Source organism: Arthrobacter sp. S39 (genome assembly GCF_004320525.1).
Classification (GTDB): Bacteria; Actinomycetota; Actinomycetes; order Actinomycetales; family Micrococcaceae; genus Arthrobacter.
Genome location: NZ_SIHX01000019.1, coordinates 14,229 through 35,320, shown reverse-complemented (window position 1 = coordinate 35,320; position 21,092 = coordinate 14,229). Strand labels below are relative to the sequence as shown.

17 protein-coding genes are annotated in these 21,092 nt (G+C 65.3%); 10 read left to right on the top strand and 7 right to left on the bottom strand.

Annotation, left to right across the window (positions count from 1 at the left end; genetic code table 11):
- Positions 1-6: 6 nt before the first annotated feature.
- Both EYS21_RS21945 and EYS21_RS23505 read left to right on the top strand, forming a co-directional pair.
- On the top strand, positions 7-1,383 hold the full coding sequence (locus EYS21_RS21945) for an NtaA/DmoA family FMN-dependent monooxygenase (RefSeq protein WP_131135364.1): 1,377 nt from the start codon (positions 7-9) through the stop codon (positions 1,381-1,383).
- On the top strand, positions 1,380-1,541 hold the full coding sequence (locus EYS21_RS23505) for a hypothetical protein (RefSeq protein WP_165478382.1): 162 nt from the start codon (positions 1,380-1,382) through the stop codon (positions 1,539-1,541). The genes EYS21_RS21945 and EYS21_RS23505 overlap by 4 nt, the downstream gene beginning before the upstream one ends.
- Before the next feature lie 78 nt (positions 1,542-1,619).
- On the opposite strand, the gene EYS21_RS21940 is transcribed toward EYS21_RS23505, so the two are convergent.
- Together EYS21_RS21940 and EYS21_RS21935 are read right to left on the bottom strand one after the other, a co-directional pair.
- Complete coding sequence (locus EYS21_RS21940) at positions 1,620-2,669, bottom strand: LacI family DNA-binding transcriptional regulator (protein ID WP_165478381.1); 1,050 nt, start codon at positions 2,667-2,669, stop codon at positions 1,620-1,622.
- 110 nt (positions 2,670-2,779) lie between these two features.
- On the bottom strand, positions 2,780-3,190 hold the full coding sequence (locus EYS21_RS21935; protein ID WP_242633563.1) for an extracellular solute-binding protein: 411 nt from the start codon (positions 3,188-3,190) through the stop codon (positions 2,780-2,782).
- A gap of 125 nt (positions 3,191-3,315) precedes the next feature.
- Between EYS21_RS21935 and EYS21_RS21930 the strand changes: the two genes are divergently transcribed.
- Positions 3,316-4,959, top strand: coding sequence for a hypothetical protein (locus tag EYS21_RS21930; RefSeq protein ID WP_207307857.1), 1,644 nt, complete (start codon positions 3,316-3,318; stop codon positions 4,957-4,959).
- 121 nt (positions 4,960-5,080) lie between these two features.
- Here the strand turns inward: EYS21_RS21930 and EYS21_RS21925 are convergent, their stop codons facing one another.
- The 5 genes from EYS21_RS21925 to EYS21_RS21905 all read right to left on the bottom strand — a co-directional run bounded on the left by EYS21_RS21925 (position 5,081) and on the right by EYS21_RS21905 (position 11,720).
- The gene (locus EYS21_RS21925) at positions 5,081-6,673 is read right to left on the bottom strand and encodes an amino acid permease (protein WP_242633561.1); all 1,593 of its coding nucleotides are present in this window, start codon (positions 6,671-6,673) and stop codon (positions 5,081-5,083) included.
- A 122-nt stretch (positions 6,674-6,795) separates the two neighbouring features.
- Positions 6,796-8,436, bottom strand: a complete 1,641-nt coding sequence (locus tag EYS21_RS21920) for a GMC oxidoreductase (protein WP_131135362.1) — start codon at positions 8,434-8,436, stop codon at positions 6,796-6,798.
- The gene (locus EYS21_RS21915) at positions 8,437-9,954 is read right to left on the bottom strand and encodes an aldehyde dehydrogenase family protein (RefSeq protein ID WP_131135361.1); all 1,518 of its coding nucleotides are present in this window, start codon (positions 9,952-9,954) and stop codon (positions 8,437-8,439) included.
- Positions 9,955-10,052: 98 nt separating this feature from the next.
- A complete protein-coding gene (locus EYS21_RS21910; protein WP_131135360.1) occupies positions 10,053-10,679 on the bottom strand; it encodes a TetR/AcrR family transcriptional regulator in 627 nt (208 codons plus the stop codon).
- 57 nt (positions 10,680-10,736) lie between these two features.
- On the bottom strand, positions 10,737-11,720 hold the full coding sequence (locus tag EYS21_RS21905) for an ABC transporter substrate-binding protein (protein WP_131135359.1): 984 nt from the start codon (positions 11,718-11,720) through the stop codon (positions 10,737-10,739).
- 469 nt (positions 11,721-12,189) lie between these two features.
- On the opposite strand from EYS21_RS21905, the gene EYS21_RS21900 reads away from it, so the two are divergent.
- The 7 genes from EYS21_RS21900 to EYS21_RS21870 all read left to right on the top strand — a co-directional run bounded on the left by EYS21_RS21900 (position 12,190) and on the right by EYS21_RS21870 (position 21,088).
- A complete protein-coding gene (locus EYS21_RS21900) occupies positions 12,190-14,118 on the top strand; it encodes a PxKF domain-containing protein (protein ID WP_131135358.1) in 1,929 nt (642 codons plus the stop codon).
- 220 nt (positions 14,119-14,338) lie between these two features.
- Positions 14,339-15,328: an LLM class flavin-dependent oxidoreductase gene (locus EYS21_RS21895; protein ID WP_131135357.1), complete on the top strand. Its 990-nt coding sequence runs from the start codon at positions 14,339-14,341 to the stop codon at positions 15,326-15,328.
- A 248-nt stretch (positions 15,329-15,576) separates the two neighbouring features.
- On the top strand, positions 15,577-16,662 hold the full coding sequence (locus EYS21_RS21890) for a LacI family DNA-binding transcriptional regulator (protein ID WP_131135356.1): 1,086 nt from the start codon (positions 15,577-15,579) through the stop codon (positions 16,660-16,662).
- A gap of 120 nt (positions 16,663-16,782) precedes the next feature.
- Positions 16,783-18,087 (top strand): extracellular solute-binding protein, encoded by a 1,305-nt coding sequence (locus EYS21_RS21885; RefSeq protein WP_131135355.1) that lies wholly within the window; start codon positions 16,783-16,785, stop codon positions 18,085-18,087.
- 12 nt (positions 18,088-18,099) lie between these two features.
- A complete protein-coding gene (locus EYS21_RS21880) occupies positions 18,100-19,065 on the top strand; it encodes a sugar ABC transporter permease (RefSeq protein WP_131135354.1) in 966 nt (321 codons plus the stop codon).
- Between the two features lie 178 nt (positions 19,066-19,243).
- On the top strand, positions 19,244-19,999 hold the full coding sequence (locus tag EYS21_RS21875) for a carbohydrate ABC transporter permease (protein ID WP_242633562.1): 756 nt from the start codon (positions 19,244-19,246) through the stop codon (positions 19,997-19,999).
- Positions 20,000-20,002: 3 nt separating this feature from the next.
- Positions 20,003-21,088, top strand: a complete 1,086-nt coding sequence (locus tag EYS21_RS21870) for a glycosidase (RefSeq protein WP_131135352.1) — start codon at positions 20,003-20,005, stop codon at positions 21,086-21,088.
- The last annotated feature ends 4 nt before the right edge of the window (positions 21,089-21,092 follow it).

Here is a 21,092-nt window from a genome sequence, read left to right as displayed (position 1 = left end):
AAGACCATGACACAGCACAATCGTGCTAAATCCGACGTTTTTGTGCCGACGGGCAAGCTGCAGTTCGGCGTCTTTTTCCAGGGCGTCAACTCCGGAACCATCTGGAAGGCAGCCGAATCCGGTTCGCAGACCGACTTCGAATCGTTCCGCCGGATTGCACAGACGGCCGAGCGCGGGCTGTTTGCGGCGTTCTTCCTGGGTGAAGGCCTCCGCCTGCGGGAACACCTCGGCAGGCCGCACGCCCTGGACGTGGTGGGCCGGCCGGACGCGCAGACCATGCTGGCGGCGCTGGCTTCCGTGACCACCAACATCGGCCTGGTGGCCACCCAGAACACCACGTACAACGACCCCGCCGACCTGGCACACCGGCTCGCGTCACTGGACCTGATCTCAGGTGGCCGCGCGGCGTGGAACATCGTCACCACGGACAATGCCTGGACCGGGGCCAACTTCCGCCGCGGCGGGTACCTGGACCATGCAGACCGTTACAGGCACGCCGAAGCATTCGTGGAGACGGCCAAGCGCATCTGGGATTCCTGGGAAACCGCGGAGGGTCCCGCGCGCCGGGTGCTCCATGAAGGGCAGCACTACACGGTGGACGTGACCCCGCGGCTGCCTCGGAGTGCGCAGTACCGGCCCGTGCTCTTCCAGGCCGGCGACTCCCCGGAAGGCCGCGACTTCGCTGCCCGCCAGGCGGATGTCATCTTCTCGGCCCACCCGAAGTTCGATGCCGCCGTCGAGTTCCGCAAGGACCTCGTGGCTCGCTCGCTTGCGGCCGGGCGTGGAGCAAACGCGGTGCAGATCATGCCGGCCAGCGAATTCATCCTGGCACCCACGGCTGAGGAGGCGGCGGCGAAGAAGGAGTGGGTGCGCGGCCTGCAGATCGGTCCGCAGCAGGCCGTGGCGTACCTGGAGCAGTTCTGGGGCCGCGAACTGTCCGAATACGATCCGGACGGGCCGCTTCCGGAGATTGATCCCGTGGTGGAGGAAACCTCCGAGACCCGCGGCAGCGGCTTCCACGGTGCCAAAGCCCGGCAGCTGGCGGACCAGTGGCGGGCGGAGGCCAAGGACAAGGGCCTCTCCATCCGCCAGTTCGTCACCTCCCGCACAGCCCGCGTGGACGCCACCTTCACAGGTTCGTACTCAGCTGTGGCGGACCAGCTGGCAGAGTTCGCACGGGTTGGCGCGGTGGACGGCTTCAACATCTCGCCGTGGCTGGTCCCTTCCGGCCTGGATGACATCGTGAACCACCTGGTGCCGGAACTGCAGGAGCGCGGCGTCTACCCGACGGAGTACCGGGGGAGCACCCTGCGGGAAAACCTGGGCCTGGAAACTCCCGTTCGCACTGCTGACGAAACTGCCGAAGCCGTCCGCGCATCATGAGTGTGGACCGCCCCGGCGGGTGGCTGCGGCGCTGGTTCCTTACCTCCCGCCGCAGCTTCCTTGGGGTGTTCGACGGCGGCGGCGCGGGGGACGCTGCCGCCGTCCCTTCCCGGGGGAGTGTGCAGCTGCAGCTGACGGTGTGGGAGCATCGGCTGTAAGAGTTGCTGTGTGGATCCCAGCGGGTCGCCCTTGAGCCCCGCCATATGCGCACCCTAGGAGACTGTGGACCTCCTTGTTTATGGGTGTTTTGGGATCGGTTTTGGTGTCGGATCGCCGCATCCGCATGACTCTCGGAGAACCAGTTCGCCCTGGAAGACGGTGTGCAGTGCTCTCTGGGGTGTGTAGTCGATGATGGTGTCGATAGCCGACCGTGCCATCTCCTGGATGGGCTGCTGGAGGGTGGTCAGACGTGGCACGGTGAAAGCTGTCTCCAAGGTGCCGTCGTAGGATATGACTTTGACGTCCTCGGGGACACGGAGTCCCAAATCGGCAACACCTCGGATAAGGCCAATCCCTATTTGGTCGGAGGCTGCGAAGATGGCGTCCGGGCGGGAGGGGCCTGTGAGAAGGCGTTTCGCTGCTTGCCGGCCGTCTTCTCTCGTCCAGCCCAAGGCCGAGACTTGCCCCATCGGGAGGCCGGCTGCGGTAAGCGCCTCGGCCCAGCCGATTTTTCGTGGGTCTGCCGGGTCTGTGGGTCCTGAGCTGGGCCCCATTGCCAGTGCGATCGAGACGCAGCGGTGCACCTCGGCGAGGTGTTGGACTATGGTCTTTGCGCTTTCAGTAGCATTCAGGCCGATGGTTGGCAGCCCGTCGGCCGGCTGGAACGCGTCGATCAGGAGTGTCGGGATTTCTCCGTATTCCGGAGGCCGCGGCTGGTTGCCGTGGAAAACGCTCGCGATGATGATCCCGTCGACATTTCGTGAGCCCATCTCTCTGAGCAGCCGGAGCTCCACTTCAGGGTCATCATGTGTGTTGGCGGTGATGAGCACATGGCCGCGTTCGGAGGCTGCGATCTCGATTTGAAGTGCGAATTCAGCGTAGTAAGGGTTGCTGACGTCAGGGATGAGCAGTGCGAGCACTTCGGTGCGGCCGGTGCGGAGCGCCCGGGCATTCTTGTTGGGGCGGTATCCGAGCTCGTCGATGGCGGCCAGGACACGACGGGTGTACTCGGGTGAAACGCGTTTGGCGCCCGTTACCACGTGGCTGACGATGGCAGTACTGACCTTGGCGCGTTCCGCAACGTCATTGCGGGTAGGTTGCTTCCGGGCAGGGGATTCGTCAGGCAAGTGGTTCCTCTCCTTTGCGGTGAGGGGGCCCGGATACCTCGGCCCCCCATCCGTTATTTGAACAGCGCGTTCACTTGGGCGTTGGCCGCCGTGAGCGATGACGGGTCCGCTTAGCCTTCCAGCACGGCATCGACGGCAGGCGGCATAATGGTCGCGATTTCGCAGCGTTGTCCGAAATCGGGTACAGGACTCTTGTCTTCGACGTGCTGAGTGAATGATTTCACGTCGATGTCGCGCCCGGCAAAAGTTGCCTGGGCATTCCTCGTGCCACTGGCTATCGCCGGGAACACCACTCCTTGCTGCCCCACCACATCCTGGCATGCCGGGGAGGTAAGGTACTCGACCCACTTGGCCGCCGCGTTCTTGTTTTTTGAACCTGACCAGATCGAGTCGGCGAGGCCGTTGAAGATCGAGGCCCTCGAGCCATCCGGCCCCGTCGGGATAGGTGCCAGGCCAACATTGACGTTCACAGTGACTCCTTTGTCAGTATTCGGGCCCGGGCCATTTCGGCTCCAAGCTATTGATACGAAGATTGTTACACGTGTAACATTTGTGATGCAAGGTTTGATTTATTGTCAGTACAAATTGATCGGTGAGGTCTTTGGTTTTTGAAATCCGGCCACCTCCAGACACAGTAAGGAATCCCATGACAGAGTTGTCAGTACCCACCCCGACAAGCGTTCGCGTCCAAACTTCCAGTGGCGGGCCATTTGCTCAAGCCGCACGCTCCGGCATCGAAGTGAACCTGACAGCGGATGGGATGGGGCTTCGTGTCGAAGTGGCATCTACCGGCACCGTTGCCCGCGTCGCGATGCGGTGGCGTCATGCGACTTCAGCTACTGCGCTTGTCCTGGGCGATGCATGGGAGCGCACCTATGGCGACCTTGAATGGTGCTCCGTGCGGCCCGAGCGCGTTCTGCCGTGGACGGCCCTTGTCCACGACCCTCAGTCCGGAGGCACCAAGGGGTACGGGGTCGAGGTCCGGGGCGGCGCTTTCGCCTTCTGGCAGGTTGATTCCCAGGGTGTGACCTTGACGCTGGACGTTCGCAGCGGTGGCGCGGCCGTGCGACCCGGAGACCGGGCGATCCATGCGGCCACTGTCCGGTGGGTTGAGGGTGCGTCCGGACCATTCGCCGTCCAGTGCGAACTCATGCGCACGCTTTGCTCGGACCCGCTTGTCCCGTCCGGGCCGCTCGTTGGGGCCAACAACTGGTACTACGCTTACGGCCGGGATTTTGGTCTGGACGCCGTAGTCCGTGACGCGAGAATGATTTCCGACCTTGCCGGGGACCACCACGTGCGGCCCTTTGGTGTTATCGATGACGGCTGGAGCCCCGAGGGCACCGCCGACGGACTGGCCGCCTCGCCTGGGCCGTGGACCCGAGGCAGGCAGGTTGAGTTTCCGGACATGCCAGCAGCAGCCGCCGCGATCCGGGAACAAGGGGCACGACCCGGCATTTGGTACCGCCCCCTCCTCACGCGCGACCCCGCAGTACGAGGCGCGCGAGGGCCGCGTGACGGAGCGATCGCGCTGGATCCCACATCACCTCAGGTGCTCGATCTTGTCGCGAGCGACATCAGCCGCCTGAGCGAGTGGGGCTATGAGCTGATCAAGCATGACTTCTCCACGTACGACCTTCTCGGGCAGTGGGGCCCGGACATGGGCGCAAACCCCACGGCCGGTCCAGCCCTTTACGACCCGAGCCGAACAAGCGCCGAAGCGCTTGTCGGCTTCTATGAGACCGTCCGAAACGCTGCAGGCCATTCCCTGATCCTCGGATGCGACGTCGTCGGCCACCTTGCCGCCGGCCTTGTCCACGCGCAGCGCATCGGTGACGACACCTCGGGCATTGATTGGAACCGGACACGACGTGTAGGAGTCAACACCTTAGCCTTCCGGCTCGCCCAGCACGGATCCTTCTTTACTGCTGATGCCGACTGCGTCGCAAGCACACCCACGACAGACTGGGCATTGAACCGGCAGTTCCTTGACCTGATCGCACGCAGCGGCACGGCACTCTTTGTCTCCGTTGATCCAGCTACGCGAACTTCCGCGGTGGACGAAGACCTCGCCGCGGGCATTCGCTTGGCACTCGATGGCGGAACACCTGGCGGCATCGAACCCCTCGACTGGTTGAACTCCGCGACGCCCTCCCGCTGGAGGGCCGCCGACGAAGTCATCCAGTATCAGTGGCTGGAGGAAAACGGAGCCGACGCATTCGAACCCATGCACGGTGCCAGCCCGGACCCTAGCCTCGACGTTCCGGTGGACGCTCTCCGGAAGGCCTGATCATTTAAGTGTGCCCCTGCCAACACGGCAGGGGCACACTTACACCGACCCACCTGGTGCCGTGGGGCGCGTCGACCCTTCCTGGGAACTGCCGGCTCTCATCCGCCAGGTTCCATCTGCTCTAAGGCACTTTGGCGCCCTCCACTGCGGGTTCAGTCGACGCTAACTCCGCGGCGGGGCCCGACGACGGATGTGCCGCGACGGCCGCGGCGTGCTCGGCCAGCACGCCCGTCTGGTGCCGGATCTTCAGGCGGTACAGCAGGGCCCCGCCCACCGTAACGGCGGCAACGAACAGCACCCCGCCCCACTGCAGGTACCACTCGAACGGCGGCACCGAGTTGTAGATCTCCGGGCGCGGCCAGATCAGGTTCACCGTCATGGCGCCGCCCCACAGGACCGCGAGGATGTTCACCGGAAGCCCCCACTTGCCCATGCTGAAACCGGCGTCGGAATCATCGCCCGGCCACCTCCCCAGGAGCCGGTTGCGCAGCATGGGTGCTGTGACCAGGAGGTAGGACAGGTAAATCAGCACGATGCTGATGCTGGACAGAATCGTGAAGATCGCCGGCTGCATAACGTTGATGAGCAGTGGCATGATGGCCAGGACGCCGATGACGATGGCCGCAACAGTAGGGGTTCGCCGGACCGGATCCACTTTGCTCAGCTGCCGGCTGAACGGCAGGTTGTTGTCCCGGGCCATGGCGAACATCATCCGGATGGCGGCCGCGTGGACCGACAGGGTGCAGACCACCACGGCCACCACGATGCACGAGAGGAAGGCCTTGCCGAAGGGTCCGCCCAGGACGGAAAGCACGATGTACTGCAGGCCGCCGTCGGCCGAGCCCACTTTGGGATCGGTGAGGTCCGGCGCGGCAAGGATGCCAAAAAGCAGGATCAGGCCACCGAGCAGGAACGAGGCCGTGACCGCCCGGAGGATGGCCTTGGGTGCCGTGCGTTTGGGGTCCTTGGTTTCCTCCCCGAGGGAGCTGGCCGTGTCAAAGCCATACATGACATAGCCCGAGGCCATGGCACCGATCAGGAAGACGCCAAAGAAGCCCAGGTCATGGCCTTCCCCGTAACCGGCGGTGTCGAAGAAGACCTCAGGCCCGCGCACCACGTGCCAGCCCAGGGCGAGGATCAGCAGGACGGCTGCGACCAGTTCCACGAAAACGCCGACGCTGTTGATCCTGGTCATGAGCTTTACGCCGAACGCGTTGATGAGGGCGGAGATGGTAATCATGATGGTGGCCAGCACAACGCCGTTCATGGCGAAGTCGTACGGGCCGGTGCCGTCACCGACGAACTGGAAGCCGGACCAGAGCTGCGGCAATGTGAGCTGCAGCGCCAGTGCCACGGCCCCCAGCGCCATGATGGAGGACAGCAGCAGCAGCCAGCCCGCCAGCCATGCCGAGGTTCCGGTCGCCAGCCGTTTAGCCCAGTTGTAGACCGATCCCGCAACGGGGTAGCGGCCGGCCAGCTCGGCGAAACACAGAGCCACCATCAGCTGGCCGACGAAGACAATGGGCCAGGACCAGGCATATGCCGGGCCGGCCATGGAAAAACCAAAATAGAACAGTTGGAAAACGCCGGTGAGGATGGAGATGTAGCTGACGCCGGCGGCAAAGCTGGCAAACTTGCCGATGCTCCGGTCCAGGGTCTGGGTATAGCCGAATTCGTCCATGCCGCTTGAATCAATACTCTTGCTGGGTTCCATCAGTTGGACTCCTCAATCAAAAAAGCACGATAGTGATGACCGGCCGCCCTGGGGTGCGGCGGAATTACGAGTGTGGGGGGCCGTCGCTGTTGGGGAAATACGGCCCCCTTAAGACCTGCCGCTCAGGCGAGGGATGTGGTGAGCTCCTTCTCTTCCAAGGCGTCTGCAACGGCGTGATCCGCGCGGATGAGATCGGCGCAGCGCTCGCCGATCATCATGACGGTGATGTTGGGGTTTACGGTGACGTGTTCAGGCATGACGGAGGCGTCCGCGACGCGCAGCCCGGTGACGCCCTTGACCCGCAGCTCGGGATCCAGCGGCGACATCCCGTCGTCGGCCGCGCCCATGCGGACGGTGCCGACCGGGTGGTACACGGTGTTGTGCGTCTTGCGGATGTAATCCCGCAGTTCCTCGTCCGTCTGGGCTTCGACGCCCGGCGAAAGCTCCCGCCCGGTCCATTCGGCCATGGCCGGCTGGGCGGCGATTTCGCGGGCTTTGCGGATGCCGGCCACCATGACCCGCATGTCGTGGCCGTCCGGGTCCGTGAAGTAGCGCGGGTCCACCATCGGCTTGTCGCGGAAGTCGCGGCTGCGCAGCCGCACGGTGCCGCGGGAGCGGGCGTGCGTGACGTTCGGGGTGAGGCTGAAGCCGTTCTCCGTGGTGGGGTAGCCGTGCCGCAGGGTGTTCATGTCGAACGGGACGGAGCCGTAGTGCATCATCAGGTCCGGGCGGTCCAGGCCCTCCTCGGTGGGGGTGAAGATGCCGATTTCCCACCACTGCGTTGACGTCTGGACCATCGGCTGCCTGGCCTCGAACTGCACCACGCCCTCGGGGTGGTCCTGCAGGTGCTCGCCCACGCCGGGGGAGTCAACCAGGACCTCGATCCCGTGCTGGGCGAGGTGCGCTGCCGGGCCGATGCCGGAGAGCATCAGCAGCTTGGGTGAGTCGATGGCGCCGGTGGACAGGATGGCCTCGCGGTGCGCGGAGAGCCGGTGGGTCCGGCCGAACGCCGAGTCCACCACGTCCACGCCCGTGCAGCGCTTGTCCGCGTCGAACACCAGCTGGCGGGCGCGGAGGCCGGTCAGCAGCGTGAAGTTTCCGCGCTCCATGATGGGGTGGATGTAGGAGACCGAGCTGGAGGACCGGGTGCCGTCCGCGCGGCGGTTGATCTGGAAGAAGTTGGCGCCGTTGACCACCGTGGTTCCGGTGTTGAACTTTGCCCGCGGGATGCCGGTCTGTTCGCAGGCGTCCAGGAGCGCGACGCCGGCAGGATCCACCGGGGGCACGTTCATCAGGTGCACGGGGCCTGAGTCGCCGTGGTGCGGTGCGTCCGGGCCGGCGTCCTCGTTGGTTTCCAGCCGCTGGTAGAGCGGCCAGGCGGTTTCAGCGTTCCAGCCCGTGGCGCCGTACTTGGATTCCCACTCGTCCAGGTCCTCGCGCGGGGCCCAGAAGGCGATGCACGAGTTGTGGCTGGAGCAGCCGCCCATGACCTTCGCGCGGGCGTGGCGCATAAAGGAGTTGCCGTTCTCCTGCGGTTCCACCGGGTAGTCCCAGTCGTAGCCGGATTCCAGCAGCTCCATCCAGCGGTCCAGCTGCAGGATCTCTGGCAGGCCGCGGTCATCCGGGCCGGCCTCCACGAGGGCCACGGACACCTCCGGATCCTCGCTCAGCCGGGCAGCGACGGCGGCCCCCGCGGATCCGCCGCCGACGATGATGTAGTCGAATCCGCGCTCGCTGAGGTCCTCGATGTTGTCGACGTGCATCTAGTTCTCCTTGCCGTGGTCAGCGAACCAGCCGGTCACCTGCGGGCTGGTGTTCTGGTAGATGTGCTTGGCTTCCTGGTATTCGGCCAGGCCGGTCGGGCCAAGCTCGCGGCCGACGCCGGACTGGCCGAAGCCGCCCCACTCGGCCTGGGGCAGGTAGGGGTGGTAGTCGTTGATCCAGACGGTGCCGTGCCGCAGCCGGGATGCCACGCGCTGCGCCTTGCCGGCGTCCTGGGTCCAGACTGCGCCGGCAAGTCCGTAGATGGTGTCGTTGGCAGTTTCCACGGCCTCGTCCTCGGTGCGGAAGGTCTCGACCGTCACCACCGGGCCGAAGGCCTCATCCACCACCACGGACATTCCCCTTTGGACGCGGTCCAGGATGGTCGGCTGGTAGTAGAAGCCGCCGTCGAACTTTTCCCCAACGGGCGCCGCGCCGCCGCACCGCAGCCGCGCGCCCTCCTGGATGCCGCGCTGGACGTAGGCGTCGACTTTCTCGCGGTGGGCCGCGGAAATCAGCGGCCCTGTTTCGGCGGCCTCGTCGAACGGGCCGCCCAGACGGATTTCCTGCGCACGGCGGACCAACTCGTCGACGAAGCGTTCGGCGATGGATTCCTCCACCACCAGCCGGGCTCCGGCGGAGCAGACCTGTCCGGAGTGGACGAACGCGCCGTTCAGGGCGTTGTCGACGGCGGCATCGAAGTCCGCGTCGGCAAAAACGACGTTGGGGTTCTTGCCGCCGAGCTCCAGCGCCACCTTTTTCACGGTGCCGGCGGCGGCCGCGGCGATGCGCTTGCCGGTTTCCAGTCCGCCGGTGAAGGAGACCAGGTCGACGTCGGGGTGTTCGGAGAGCGGTGCCCCCGCCTCTGCACCGGCTCCGGTCACCAGGTTGGCGACGCCGTCCGGCAGGCCGAGGTCCTGCAGCAGCTGCATGGCCAGGATGGCGGTGGACGGGGTGAGCTCGGAGGGCTTAAGGACGAAGGTGCAGCCGGCGGCCAGCGCGGGTGCGATCTTCCAGGCGGCCTGGAGCAGGGGGTAGTTCCACGGCGTGATCAGGCCGCAGACGCCCACGGGCTCGTAGACGATTTTGCTCACGACGGCGGGGTCCCCGGCGTCGACCATGCGGCCGGCCTGCTGCCCGGCCAGTCGTCCGAAATATTCGAAGCAGGCGGCGATGTCGTCCATGTCGATGCGGCTTTCGGCGATCCGCTTCCCGGTGTCCAGTGATTCAGCGCGGGCGAATTTTTCCCGGCGTTGGCGCAGTTCGGCGGCGACCTTGAGCAGGAATGTGCCGCGCTCCGGGGCCGGGACATTCGACCAGATTCCGGAATCGAAGGCTGCCCGGGCTGCGGCGATGGCCCGCTCGGCATCTTCCCTGCCGGCCTCTGACACTGTGGCGGCCAGCTCGCCGTCGGCGGGGTTGTGGATGTGGCGCACCGCGCCGGAGGCGGCCGGCTCCCACGAGCCGTTGATGAAGAGGGTGGATGCTGTCACGTCATGCGACGTTGTGGCGTAAGTCATACGGAGGACAGTAACGGAAGTTGAACGAGTGTTCAATACTTTTTTGAACACTCGTTCAAGTGTGACGTGCGCTACTGCACCGCCGTACGGCGTGTTCTTTAGAGTTCCCTGAGTGCTGCGTCCCCGCTGGTACTCCTGCGGCTCGGGGCGAAGGCGATCTCCTCCGTGCGGGCGATGCTGCGCTGGATGGAGGCGTTGTCCACGCCCAGAAGCGACGTCAGCCACATGCCGTTCTGTATAACGACGATGTCCGCTGCCCGCTCCCGGCATTCCTCCCAGGAGAGTTCGGGTTTGGCGTTGGATACGAGTGCGGCAACGCCGTCGAGGTACCGGTCGAAGGCCGCAGCGTTGATCTCGGCATAGCCTTCGTCGGCCTGGGCGAGAGCCCACAGGTGCAGGCGCAGGGACAGGTACCGGGTGGTCAGCAGCTCGGCGCCGGCAACCCGCCGCAGGGCCTTGCGGAGCTGTTCGTCCGGCGTCAACGATGGGTCCGGGGCCACCAGTTGGAGGTCCTGCTCGTCCACCTGGTGCAGGGCCGCCCGGATGAGGCTCGTTTTATCGTCGTAGTAGTAGTTCACCAGGCCCAGTGCGACGCCGGCTTCGCGCGCCACGGCACGCATGCTCACGCCTGAGATGCCGTGGCGAGACAGCAGATCGAGCGCCGCCTCGAGAATGCGCGACTGCCTGTCGATCTGTTCGCCGGAGTTCACGGTCTTTGTCCCCATCTGGCCAGACTATTGCCAAACCCGCCAAGAACGCACTTTCCGGGTGGACAGGGCCCCTTACTTATTGGGCAGTCCCGGCGGGTTCAGTTCGGACTTCTTGATGGCCTCCGATGACAGGCCCCAGCGGTCCAGGATCTCGGCGTAGGCGCCATTCTCGATCAGCTGGTTGAGGGCAGCCTGGGCGGCGACCGCCAGGCCGTTGCCCTTCTGCGTGGTGAAGGCAATTTCGGCGGTCAGCGGCCAGCCGCCGTTGAGCGTGCCCACTTCCTTGGTTTTGCCGTCCTTCGCTGCCTTGTAGGCCGAGCCGGCGTTCGGGGCGAATGTCAGGTCCGCCCGGCCGGACTGGAGGGCCAGCGTGGAGGCGGAGTCGTCGTCGTAATACTGGAACTCAACCGGGGCGAGGCCCTTGGCCTTGTTTTCTTCGTCCCAGCGCACCAGGATCGCTTCCTGGTTGGTGCCCGAGCCGACGATGATGCGCTTGCCGGCAACATCCTTGGCTTCCTTGATCTCGCCGATGCTGGAATCGGTCTTGGCGTAGAAGCCCAGGAGGTCGTTGCGGTAGCTTGCGAAGTCGAACTTCTCCTTGCGCGCCTCGGTGACGGTCACGTTGGAAAGGACTGCCTCGTACTTGCCTGATTCGACGCCCAGCGGCCAGTCGGCCCAGGCCACGGGAAGCACCTCGACGGTCAGCCCGAGGGTCTCACCGACCGCAAAGGCGATGTCCACCTCGCTGCCGATGAGCGTCTTGTTGTCGGTGGCGAAGAGGCTCAGCGGGGCCGTGCCGCCGGTGCTCACCACGGTGAGCTTGCCGTCCGCCTTGATGGCGTCCGGGACCAGCGCCGCGGCCTCGGCATCCACCGTCACCTTGACGCGGTTCTGCTCAGGGGCCAGGTTGAACGTCTTGCCCGCTGCGGTCACGGTGGATCCCGACGACGGTGCTGACGCCGCCGTTGCGCCCGGGTCCGAGCATGCCGCCAGCGCCAGCAGTGTGGTGATTACGACTGCTGCCCCGGCAGCCTGCCTTGCCCTGAATTTCGCCATGATTACCCCTCGGGAATTGCTGAATTTGCGGAACGGAACGGTGTTCTTGGCTGCAACTATCCGGCAGCCCCGGACCGGGAATCAAAGCTGCCGAAACCCGGAGATACAGGGCGTAACGGCGGTTAACCGGACGACCGCGGCGGTCATATTTGGCGGTTTACGGAGTACTCAGCGTGGGTTTTGGCGGCCCCGCCCGGGCAAACCAAGTAGCGCACTGTTCGGGCTCCGGGAAAACGAGTACCCGGGCCGGAAAGACGGGTGGGGATTACGCGTGTGCCAGCAGAACGTGGTCCATACGGTGGGACTACGGTGCGTCCGGGACTGGCCGCACGGCGATGAGGGAGGGCATTCCATGAAGTATTCAGCGGTAATCCACGACACGGGACCTGGGAAGAAATTGCTTCGGCATGCAGGGTCTAAGGCGGCAGCTGCGATAGCCGCGGGTAGCCTCCTGCTCGCGAGTGCGGGGGTGGTTTACGCGGACGATATTTACAACTCGCTCGACGGAAACATCGACGCAACGGCCGAGGTCATGCCCCTGAATGTAGGCGGCAGTAGCGGTAATACGGTGCTGGCAGTAGATCCGACCGGTGGGGATATCAAGCCCGGCTGCAACCTGACGGGATCGACCCTCCTCACCCTGAATATCGCATCCAGCAACACGGCGGTGGCGACGGTTTCTCCCAGCATCGTCACGTTCAACTCGTGCGGTGCCACGCAGGCTTTGACCATCACCCCGGTCGGTCCGGGTTCTGCCAGTGTGAGCGCAAGCCCACGCAGCAACACTACCGGCGGCACTTTCAACTTGGCGCCGGCCACGTTCACGGTGAATGTCGCGGCCCCCGCGCCGTCCAACACCGCCCCGGTCCTGAACATCACCGGCACGGCCACCGGCGCCTCGTACAACAAGGGGTTAGTTCCGACAACAGTCTGCAACGTAACCGACGCCGAAGACGGACTTAGGTCTCCGGCTGCCACCCTTAGCGCCATCACCGGCCCCGCCGCTGCCGACGGCATCGGATCCCAGACCGCCAGCTGCACCTACACCGACGGCGGCGGCCTGACGGCCTCAAGCTCGGTGACCTACAGCATCGTTGATGCCTCCGCCCCCGTGGTCAGCTACATGCTCAGCCCCGCGACGCCGGACGGACTTGAAGGCTGGTACCGGAGCTCTGTCCAGCTGACCTGGACCGTGACCGAGCCCGATTCGCCCAGCACGCTGTCCAAGGCCGGCTGCGTGGACGGAACCATCGCAGTTGACCAGCTGCCCGCTGACTACTCATGCTCTGCCAGCAGCAGTGGTGGCAGCGCCGGCCCGGTGACCGTGTCCATCAAGAAGGATGGAACCGCCCCCAGCGTCGGCTACGCCGGTGCAACCGGCACCCTGGGCCATGACGGCTGGTACCTTTCGGATGTCCTGGCGCAGTTCACCGCCACGGATGCAACGTCCGGCCCGGCGTCGGCCGATGGTTACGGCTACTCCAGCGGTGAGGGCGACGCCGTCGTCGTTGGGAGCCCCGAATTTACGGACGTCGCCGGCAACACCACCGCCGCGGGTACCGCAAGCCACTCGTTCAAGATCGACAAGACGGCACCTGAGGTTTCCTACACCTCGGCGTCGCCCGCACCCAACGCCAATGGGTGGTACAAGACCGACGTTGAGGCCACGTTCACGGCAACGGACGCGCTGTCCGGGCCATTGGAGGCAGCCAAGAAGGTGACGTCCTCCGGCGAGGGCGAGGCCGTCGAAGTGTCGAGCCCCGCCTTCGAAGACGTCGCCGGCAATGTCAGGTCTGCCGGCGCTGCCTCGGCCAGCTTCAAGGTCGACAAGACCGCTCCGGAAGTTGGTTTCAGCTCCATCCTGGGTGAGAGCTACTTCGGTTCCACCCCCGCCGCGCCGGGCTGCACAGCCTCTGACTCCCTGTCCGGCCTTGCCGCCGACTGCACTGTCAGCGGCTACTCCACGGCAGTCGGTTCCCGCACCCTGACGGCCACAGCCACCGACAAAGCGGGCAACACGACCAGCGTCACGCAGCCCTATACGGTGAAGGCCTGGACCCTCAAGGGCTTCTACCAGCCGGTGGACATGAACGGCGTGCTGAACACCGTCAAGGGCGGCAGCACAGTGCCGGCAAAGTTCGAAGTGTTTGCCGGCGCCACCGAGATCACTGATCCCAGCCAAATGTCGTTCACGATGGCCAAGATCTCGTGCTCGCCGGTGGTCCCGACCGACGAAATCGAGACAACCGCAACCGGCAGCACGTCGCTCCGCTACGACGCCACTGGCGGCCAGTTCATCTACAACTGGAAGACGCCTACCGGTGCCGGTACCTGCTACCGCCTCACCATGACAGCGAACGACGGCAGCTCCATCAGCGCCAACTTCAAGCTGAAGTAGGCGCAGGAGCTAGACAAGCCGCAGGGGTCCGGCCGCGAGGCCGGGCCCCTGCTGCGCGCCCACCGCCCCGCTGCCCGTTCCCGGCCTGCCGGATCAACGGTGTGGGCCACCCCACCGCCGCCCGCAGAAATAACCCGGGCGCCGCCGTCGTTGTCCACAGTGTGCCCGCCGCGACCCGGCCGGCCCACCCTACACAACGCATTGAAAGGCCGGCACCGACGTGACTCTTCCGCTCTCCATTCTTGACCTGGCAACCATTGGCAGAGGCCAGACGGCGGCGGAGAGTTTCGCGGGCAGCGTGGCCATGGCGCAGCGGGCCGAGGAATTGGGATACCGCCGGATCTGGTACGCCGAGCACCACAACATGTCCTCCATCGCTTCCTCTGCCACGAGCGTACTGATCGCCCACGTGGCCGCGCATACGAACACGATCAGGCTGGGCGCCGGCGGCATCATGCTGCCCAACCACTCGCCACTGACCATCGCCGAGCAGTTCGGCACCCTGGAGACGCTGCACCCCGGCCGGATCGACCTCGGCCTGGGCCGCGCCCCCGGCAGCGACCAGAACACCATGCGCGCCCTGCGCCGGGACCCGATGTCCGCCGACAGCTTCCCGCAGGACGTCCTGGAACTTCAGGGCTACCTCACCGGCCCCACCCGGATCCAGGGCGTGGAGGCCACTCCGGGCAAGGGGACCAACGTTCCGCTCTACATTCTCGGGTCCTCGCTGTTCGGCGCCCGCCTGGCTGCCCAGTTGGGCCTGCCTTATGCGTTCGCGTCGCACTTCGCGCCGAACGCCCTGCAGGATGCCGTGGCCGTGTACCGCCGCGAATTCAAGCCGTCCGCGCAGCTGGACGCACCCCACGTGATCGCCGGCGTCAACGTCATTGCCGCGGACACCACCGCCGAGGCGCAGGCAACGTTCCAGGCCACCAAGCGTGCCCGGGTGTCCCTCTTCTTCGGCGGCGGCCGCGAGTTCACCGACGACGAGGCCGACATGATCCTGGATTCCCCGCAGGGCCAGCACGTGTCGCAGATGATGACCTACTCCGCCGTCGGCACCCCGGATGCGGTGATCGAATACCTGGACGAGTTCGGCAGGCACGCTGACGCCGACGAACTCATCGTCGCGCACCAGAGCACCGGGACCGAAGCAAGGATCCGCTCCGTGGAGCTGCTGGCCCAGGCCGCCGGGCTCGCCCGGGTCTAAGCGGCCTTAGGTCGGCCGCCGGCGTCACGCCCGGCACGCTTTTGGGCAAGCACGACGGCGGGCTCCCCGGAAACGCGCGGCCGGTGCCGCCGTCGTGGTCCAAAAGGATGCCCGGCGTGACGCGGAAAGTAAGCAAACTGACGATAAAAACCTTGACAATTAACAACTGAACCGGTTTAGTAGATATCACTGAACCGGTTCAGGTGATGCAAATCACCGGACCCCGAACATCAAAGGGCCCACACAACATGGCAGTTACCATCAGCGACGTCGCCCAGGCGGCCGGCGTCAGCAAAGGTGCCGTGTCGTATGCCCTGAACGGCCAGCCCGGCGTCAGCGATGCCACCCGCGACCGTATCCTCCAGGTCGCCAAGGAACTGGGCTGGAAGCCGAGCCTGCGCGCCAAGGGCCTGTCCTCAGCGAAGGCCTACGCGCTGGGGCTGGTGGTGGCCCGGGACCCTAAGCTCCTCGGCACGGATCCGTTCTTCCCGGCGTTTATTGCCGGCATCGAAACCACGCTGGCCGAGCACGATTACACCCTCGTCCTCAGCGTCGCGACGGCCCCCGGAGCGGAGGAGCGGGCCTACCGCAAGCTGGCCGACGGCGGCCGCGTGGACGGCGTCATCCTCACCGACGTGCGGCACAACGATTCCCGGATCGGGCTGCTGCGCGAACTCAAACTCCCTGCCGTCACCCTCAACCGGCCCGACGCGGAGTCCCCGTTCCCGGCAGTCTCCATGGACGACACCGACGGCATCACCGCAGCCGTGGATCACCTGGTGGCGCTGGGCCACGTCCGCATCGGCCACGTCGGCGGGGCCCAGGAGTACATCCACGGCCGCAGCAGGCGCGAGGCCTGGGCGGCCGCCATGGCCAAGGCCGGCCTGGCAACGGACCTCTTCGCCGAGGCTGACTTCACGGCCCCCGGAGGAGTGGCTGCAACGGCGGAGCTGCTCCGCCGGGCCGATCGCCCCACGGCGATTGTCTACGCGAACGACCTGATGGCCACCTCCGGCCAGTCCTACGCCCAGACCCAGGGGTTGTCCGTCCCCGGAGACCTCTCCGTGACCGGCTATGACAACGCCGAGTTCACCCAATACCTGAATCCTCCACTCACTACTATTTCCACCGACCCCATGCTCTGGGGCCGCGCGGCTGCACAGGCCCTCCTGAACCAGCTCAACGGCACCCACTCCGGTGAAGACACCCAGTTGCAGGCCCCCGTGCTGCTGGTCCGTGCTTCCACCGGCCCTGCCCCGGTCCCCGCCGCCGGCAGGTCCAGCCCGCCCCGCCCGTCCGGCCAACCACGGGCATCCTCCCCCGCCACCTCTTAACCCACGCACCAGGACGCGCGCTCAGCCGCGCCCACTTTCAGACAGCCCACGCCTGTCAAAAACTGTTCCCGCAAACACAAAAACCCAGAAAAAATCCCCACAAGGATCCAAGGAGTCGCAATGAAGCGCTTTACAAAAGCCACGCGTGTATTGTCAGTGGCCGCCCTCACCGTGATGGGAGCCGGCCTGGCAGCCTGCGGTGGCGGCGGCGGAGAAAGCGGGGGCGGCGACTCCGTGACCTCCGCCAAGGGCCCCATCAAGATCTGGTACTCCAACAACGAGTTCGAGGTGAAATGGGGCAAGGCGATGGTTGAATCGTGGAACTCCGCCCACCCGGACGAAAAGATCGAGGCGCAGGAGATCCCTGCCGGCAAGAGCTCCGAGGAGGTCATCGGCGCCGCCATCACCGCCGGCAACGCACCCTGCCTGGTCTTCAACACCGCGCCGGTGGCCGTGCCGGGCTTCCAGAAGCAGGGCGGACTCGTGGCCCTGGACGAATTCCCCGACGGCGCGCAGTACATCAAGGACCGCACCGGGGACCTGGCAGACCAATACAAGTCCTCCGACGGCAAGATGTACCAGCTGCCGTGGAAGTCCAACCCCGTAGTCCTCTTCTACAACAAGGACATGTTCACCAAAGCTGGCCTTGATCCGGAGAAGCCCAAACTGGGCACGCACAAGGAACTGCTGGAGACCGCCAGGGCCCTGGTGTCCGCTGGAGTTGCCCCCAACGCCATGTGGCCCTCACCGGCCAGTGACTTCTTCCAGGCCTGGTTCGACTTCTACTCCTTCTATGCCGCCAACTCCGATGGCACGCCGCTCGTGAAGGACGGCAAAGCCACCTTCGACAGCGAGCAGGGCAAGCAGGTGGCCACCATGTTCGAGACCCTTTACAAGGAGAACCTCGCGTCCAAGGAGGTCTACCAGGGCGACTCGTTCCTCGAGGGCAAGGCAGCCATGTCCCTCGCCGGCCCCTGGGCCATCGCCGCTTACAAGGACAAGATCAACTGGGGCACGGTGCCGGTTCCGGCCGCCGAAGCCAACCCTGAGACCTCAACATTCTCCGACGCCAAGAACGTGGCCATGTACTCCGCCTGCGAGAACCAGGGCACGGCGTGGGAGGTCATGAAGTTTGCCACCAGCAAGGAGCAGGACGGCAAGCTGCTGACCGACACCGGCCAGATGCCGATGCGCAAGGATCTCCCCACGGCCTATGCGGACTACTTCGCCAAGAACCCGGCCTACACCCAGTTCGCCGAGCAGGCGGCACGGACCGTTGAGGTCCCGAACGTGGCCAACTCGGTGGAGGTCTGGCAGACCTTCCGCACCGCCTATGCGAAGTCAGTGATTTTCGGCAACGAAAGCATAGACACCGCGTTCAAGGGCGCTGCGGACAAGATCAACCAACTGGCAGCCCAGAAGTAGCGGTGACCCCCAATGTCACTCCGCTCTTCTAGTGGGAGCCCCGTCACGGGGAAACCGGTTGGCGGGACGGCGGACCAGCGGCTGGTGCCCAGGAAGCGTAAAGGTTTCCTGGGTCCCCAGCCGCTGGGCCTGCTGTTCAGCGCCCCCTACGTCATCTACGTACTGGCTGTCCTGGCGTTTCCGCTCGGGTACGCCGTCTACATTTCCTTCCACGACTTCTTCTTCACCGCCCCTCGGGTCAAAGTGGACCGGCCGTTTGTGGGGTTCGACAACTACATCACCGTCCTCTCCGACCCCGCCGTCCAGCGGTCCTTCCTGAACATCGGTGTCTTCCTCATCATCAACGTCCCGCTCACCGTGGGCCTGTCCCTTCTGCTGGCCAACGCCTTGAACCGGGTCACCCGGCTCAAGACGTTCTTCCGGCTCAGCTATTACGTTCCCTACGTGACGGCGAGCGTCGCCGTCGTTGGGGTGTGGCTGTTCCTCTTCCAGCAAAACGGGCTGGTCAACACCCTGCTCGGACCGCTGGCTCCCGGACCGTCGTGGCTGGTCAATTCGTGGCTGGCCATGCCCACCGTGGCGCTGTACGTGACCTGGAAGCAGTTGGGGTTCTTCATCCTGCTCTACCTGGCGGCCCTGCAGAACATCCCCGATGAACTGTACGAATCCGCGTCCGTGGACGGCGGCAACAAGTGGGTCCAGTTCTGGAACATCACCGTTCCCGGCGTCCGGCCGGCGAGTGTCCTTGTGACACTTCTGGCCACGATTACCGGAGCGAACCTCTTCACCGAGCCGTACCTGCTGACCGGCGGCGGCGGCCCGGACGGGGCATCGGCCTCTCCGGTGTTCATCATGTACCAGCGGGGGCTCCTGCAGGGGAACCCCGATGTTGCGGCCGCGCTCGGCGTGGTGCTGGTGATCGGCGTGCTGCTGATCGCCCTGATCCAGAAACGCCTTGTGGGCGGGAAGGAGGACTGACATGTCCGTCACCAACGCACAAAACGCCAAAAACGACGACGACGCCGGCCAGCAACCGGAGCTGCCGGAACCTGTCCTGCGTCCCGACTCCGGCGTCGAAAAGCGCCGCAACCTGGGAGTGGGCAGCTTCATCCTGCTGGCCCTGGGCGCCTTCGTTTTCCTCTTCCCCTTCTACTACATGCTCATCGGTTCGCTGCAGACTGCTCCGGACACGTCGATTTTCGGCGCGTTTCCCAATCCGGCCAACATCACCGGCGCGAACTATGTGCAGATCAACGAGTCCATCAACCTGTTCCGCGGCCTGCTCAATTCGGGCATCTTCACCGGGGGTGTCATCCTCTTCACCGTAATTTTCGGGCTGCTGGTGGGCTATGCCCTGGCACAGATGCAGTTCCGGGGGCGCGGCGTGGTGTTCGGCATGATGCTTCTGGTCCAGATGATCCCGTTCCAGCTGCTGCTTATCCCGCTTTATGTCATGATCGTCCGCGATTACGGCCTGGCGGACAGCTACCTGGGTATGATCCTGCCGTTCGCCATCAACTCCACTGCCGTGTTTGTGTTCCGCCAGTACTTCCTCCAGTTGCCCTCAACCCTGTTTGAGGCGGCCCGGATCGACGGCGCCTCGGAGTTGCGGATCCTGTGGCAGATCGCCATCCCGTTGGTCAGGCCCGCGATTGTCACAGCCGTGCTGCTGACCTTCATCGGCCCGTGGAACGAATTCCTGTGGCCGTTCCTGGTCACCAAGGAGCAGTCCATCCAGCCGCTCGCAGTTTCCCTGGCCAACTTCATCTCCAACATCGCCGGCCAGGCCGGCAACCCGTTTGGCGCCATCCTTGCCGGTGCCTGCGTCCTGGCGGCACCCGCCGTCGCACTCTTCATCTTTTTCCAGCGACAGTTCATCTCGACCAATATCGGTTCCAGCGTAAAGGGCTAATCTATGACTTCCCCCCAGACTCCAGCACTGCCCACTGTCCCCTACACCCTCACCCGCGCGGGCGTCGTCATGACCCCCGAGCCCGGCAACGACTTCGAGGCCGAGGGCGTCCTCAACCCCGCCAGCGGCCGCGGCCCGGACGGCGAGCTGTACCTGCTGCCGCGGCTCGTGGCCACGGGCAACGTCTCCCGCGTGGGGCTCGCCAAGGTGATCATCAACGACGACGGCGTCCCCACCGGTGTGGAACGCGAAGGCGTGGTCCTGGCCCCGGACGAGGGCTGGGAACGCGGCCTGAACAACGCCGGCACCGAGGATCCGCGCACCACCTGGGTGCCCGCCCTTGGCAAGCACCTGATGACGTACGTGGCGTACGGGCCCCTGGGTCCCCGCCTCGCCTTCGCGCACTCCGAGGACCTCCGGAACTGGGAACGCCTTGGCCCGTGCTTCTTTGAGTACCAGGCCGATCTCTCCATGGACCTGAACCTGTTCCCGAACAAGGATGCGGTGTTCTTCCCGGAACCGGTGAACGACCCCGACGGCGTGCCCTCCTACGCCATGCTGCACCGCCCCATGTGGGACCTTGGCTGGATCCGCCCCGGCGAAGGCGAGCACCTGCCCGCGGGAGTCACGGACAACCGGCCCGGCATCTGGATCTCCTACGTGGCCGTGGCCGACGTCGAGCGCGACCTCCGCAACCTGGTCCACATGGGCAAGCACCGCCTCGTCGCCCTCAGCGAGTTCCCTTTCGAGGAACTGAAAATCGGCGGCGGCCCGCCCCCCATCCGCGTGGACGAAGGCTGGCTCCTGATCCACCACGGCGTGGCCGGAAAGATGGCCGCGTCCGCGTTCGAGCAGCAGCAGAACGTCAACTACACCGCGGCGGCGATGATCCTGGACGCCAACGATCCGTGCAAGGTCATCGCCCGCAGCGACAAGCCTTTGTTGGCACCGGAAACCGAGGACGAAATCTCCGGCATCGTGCCGAACGTGGTGTTCCCCACCGCGATCGAAAAAATCGGCGACCAGCTGTTTGTCTTCTACGGCATGGCGGACTCCAAAATCGGCGTCGCCAAACTGGACCGGGTCTGAGCCC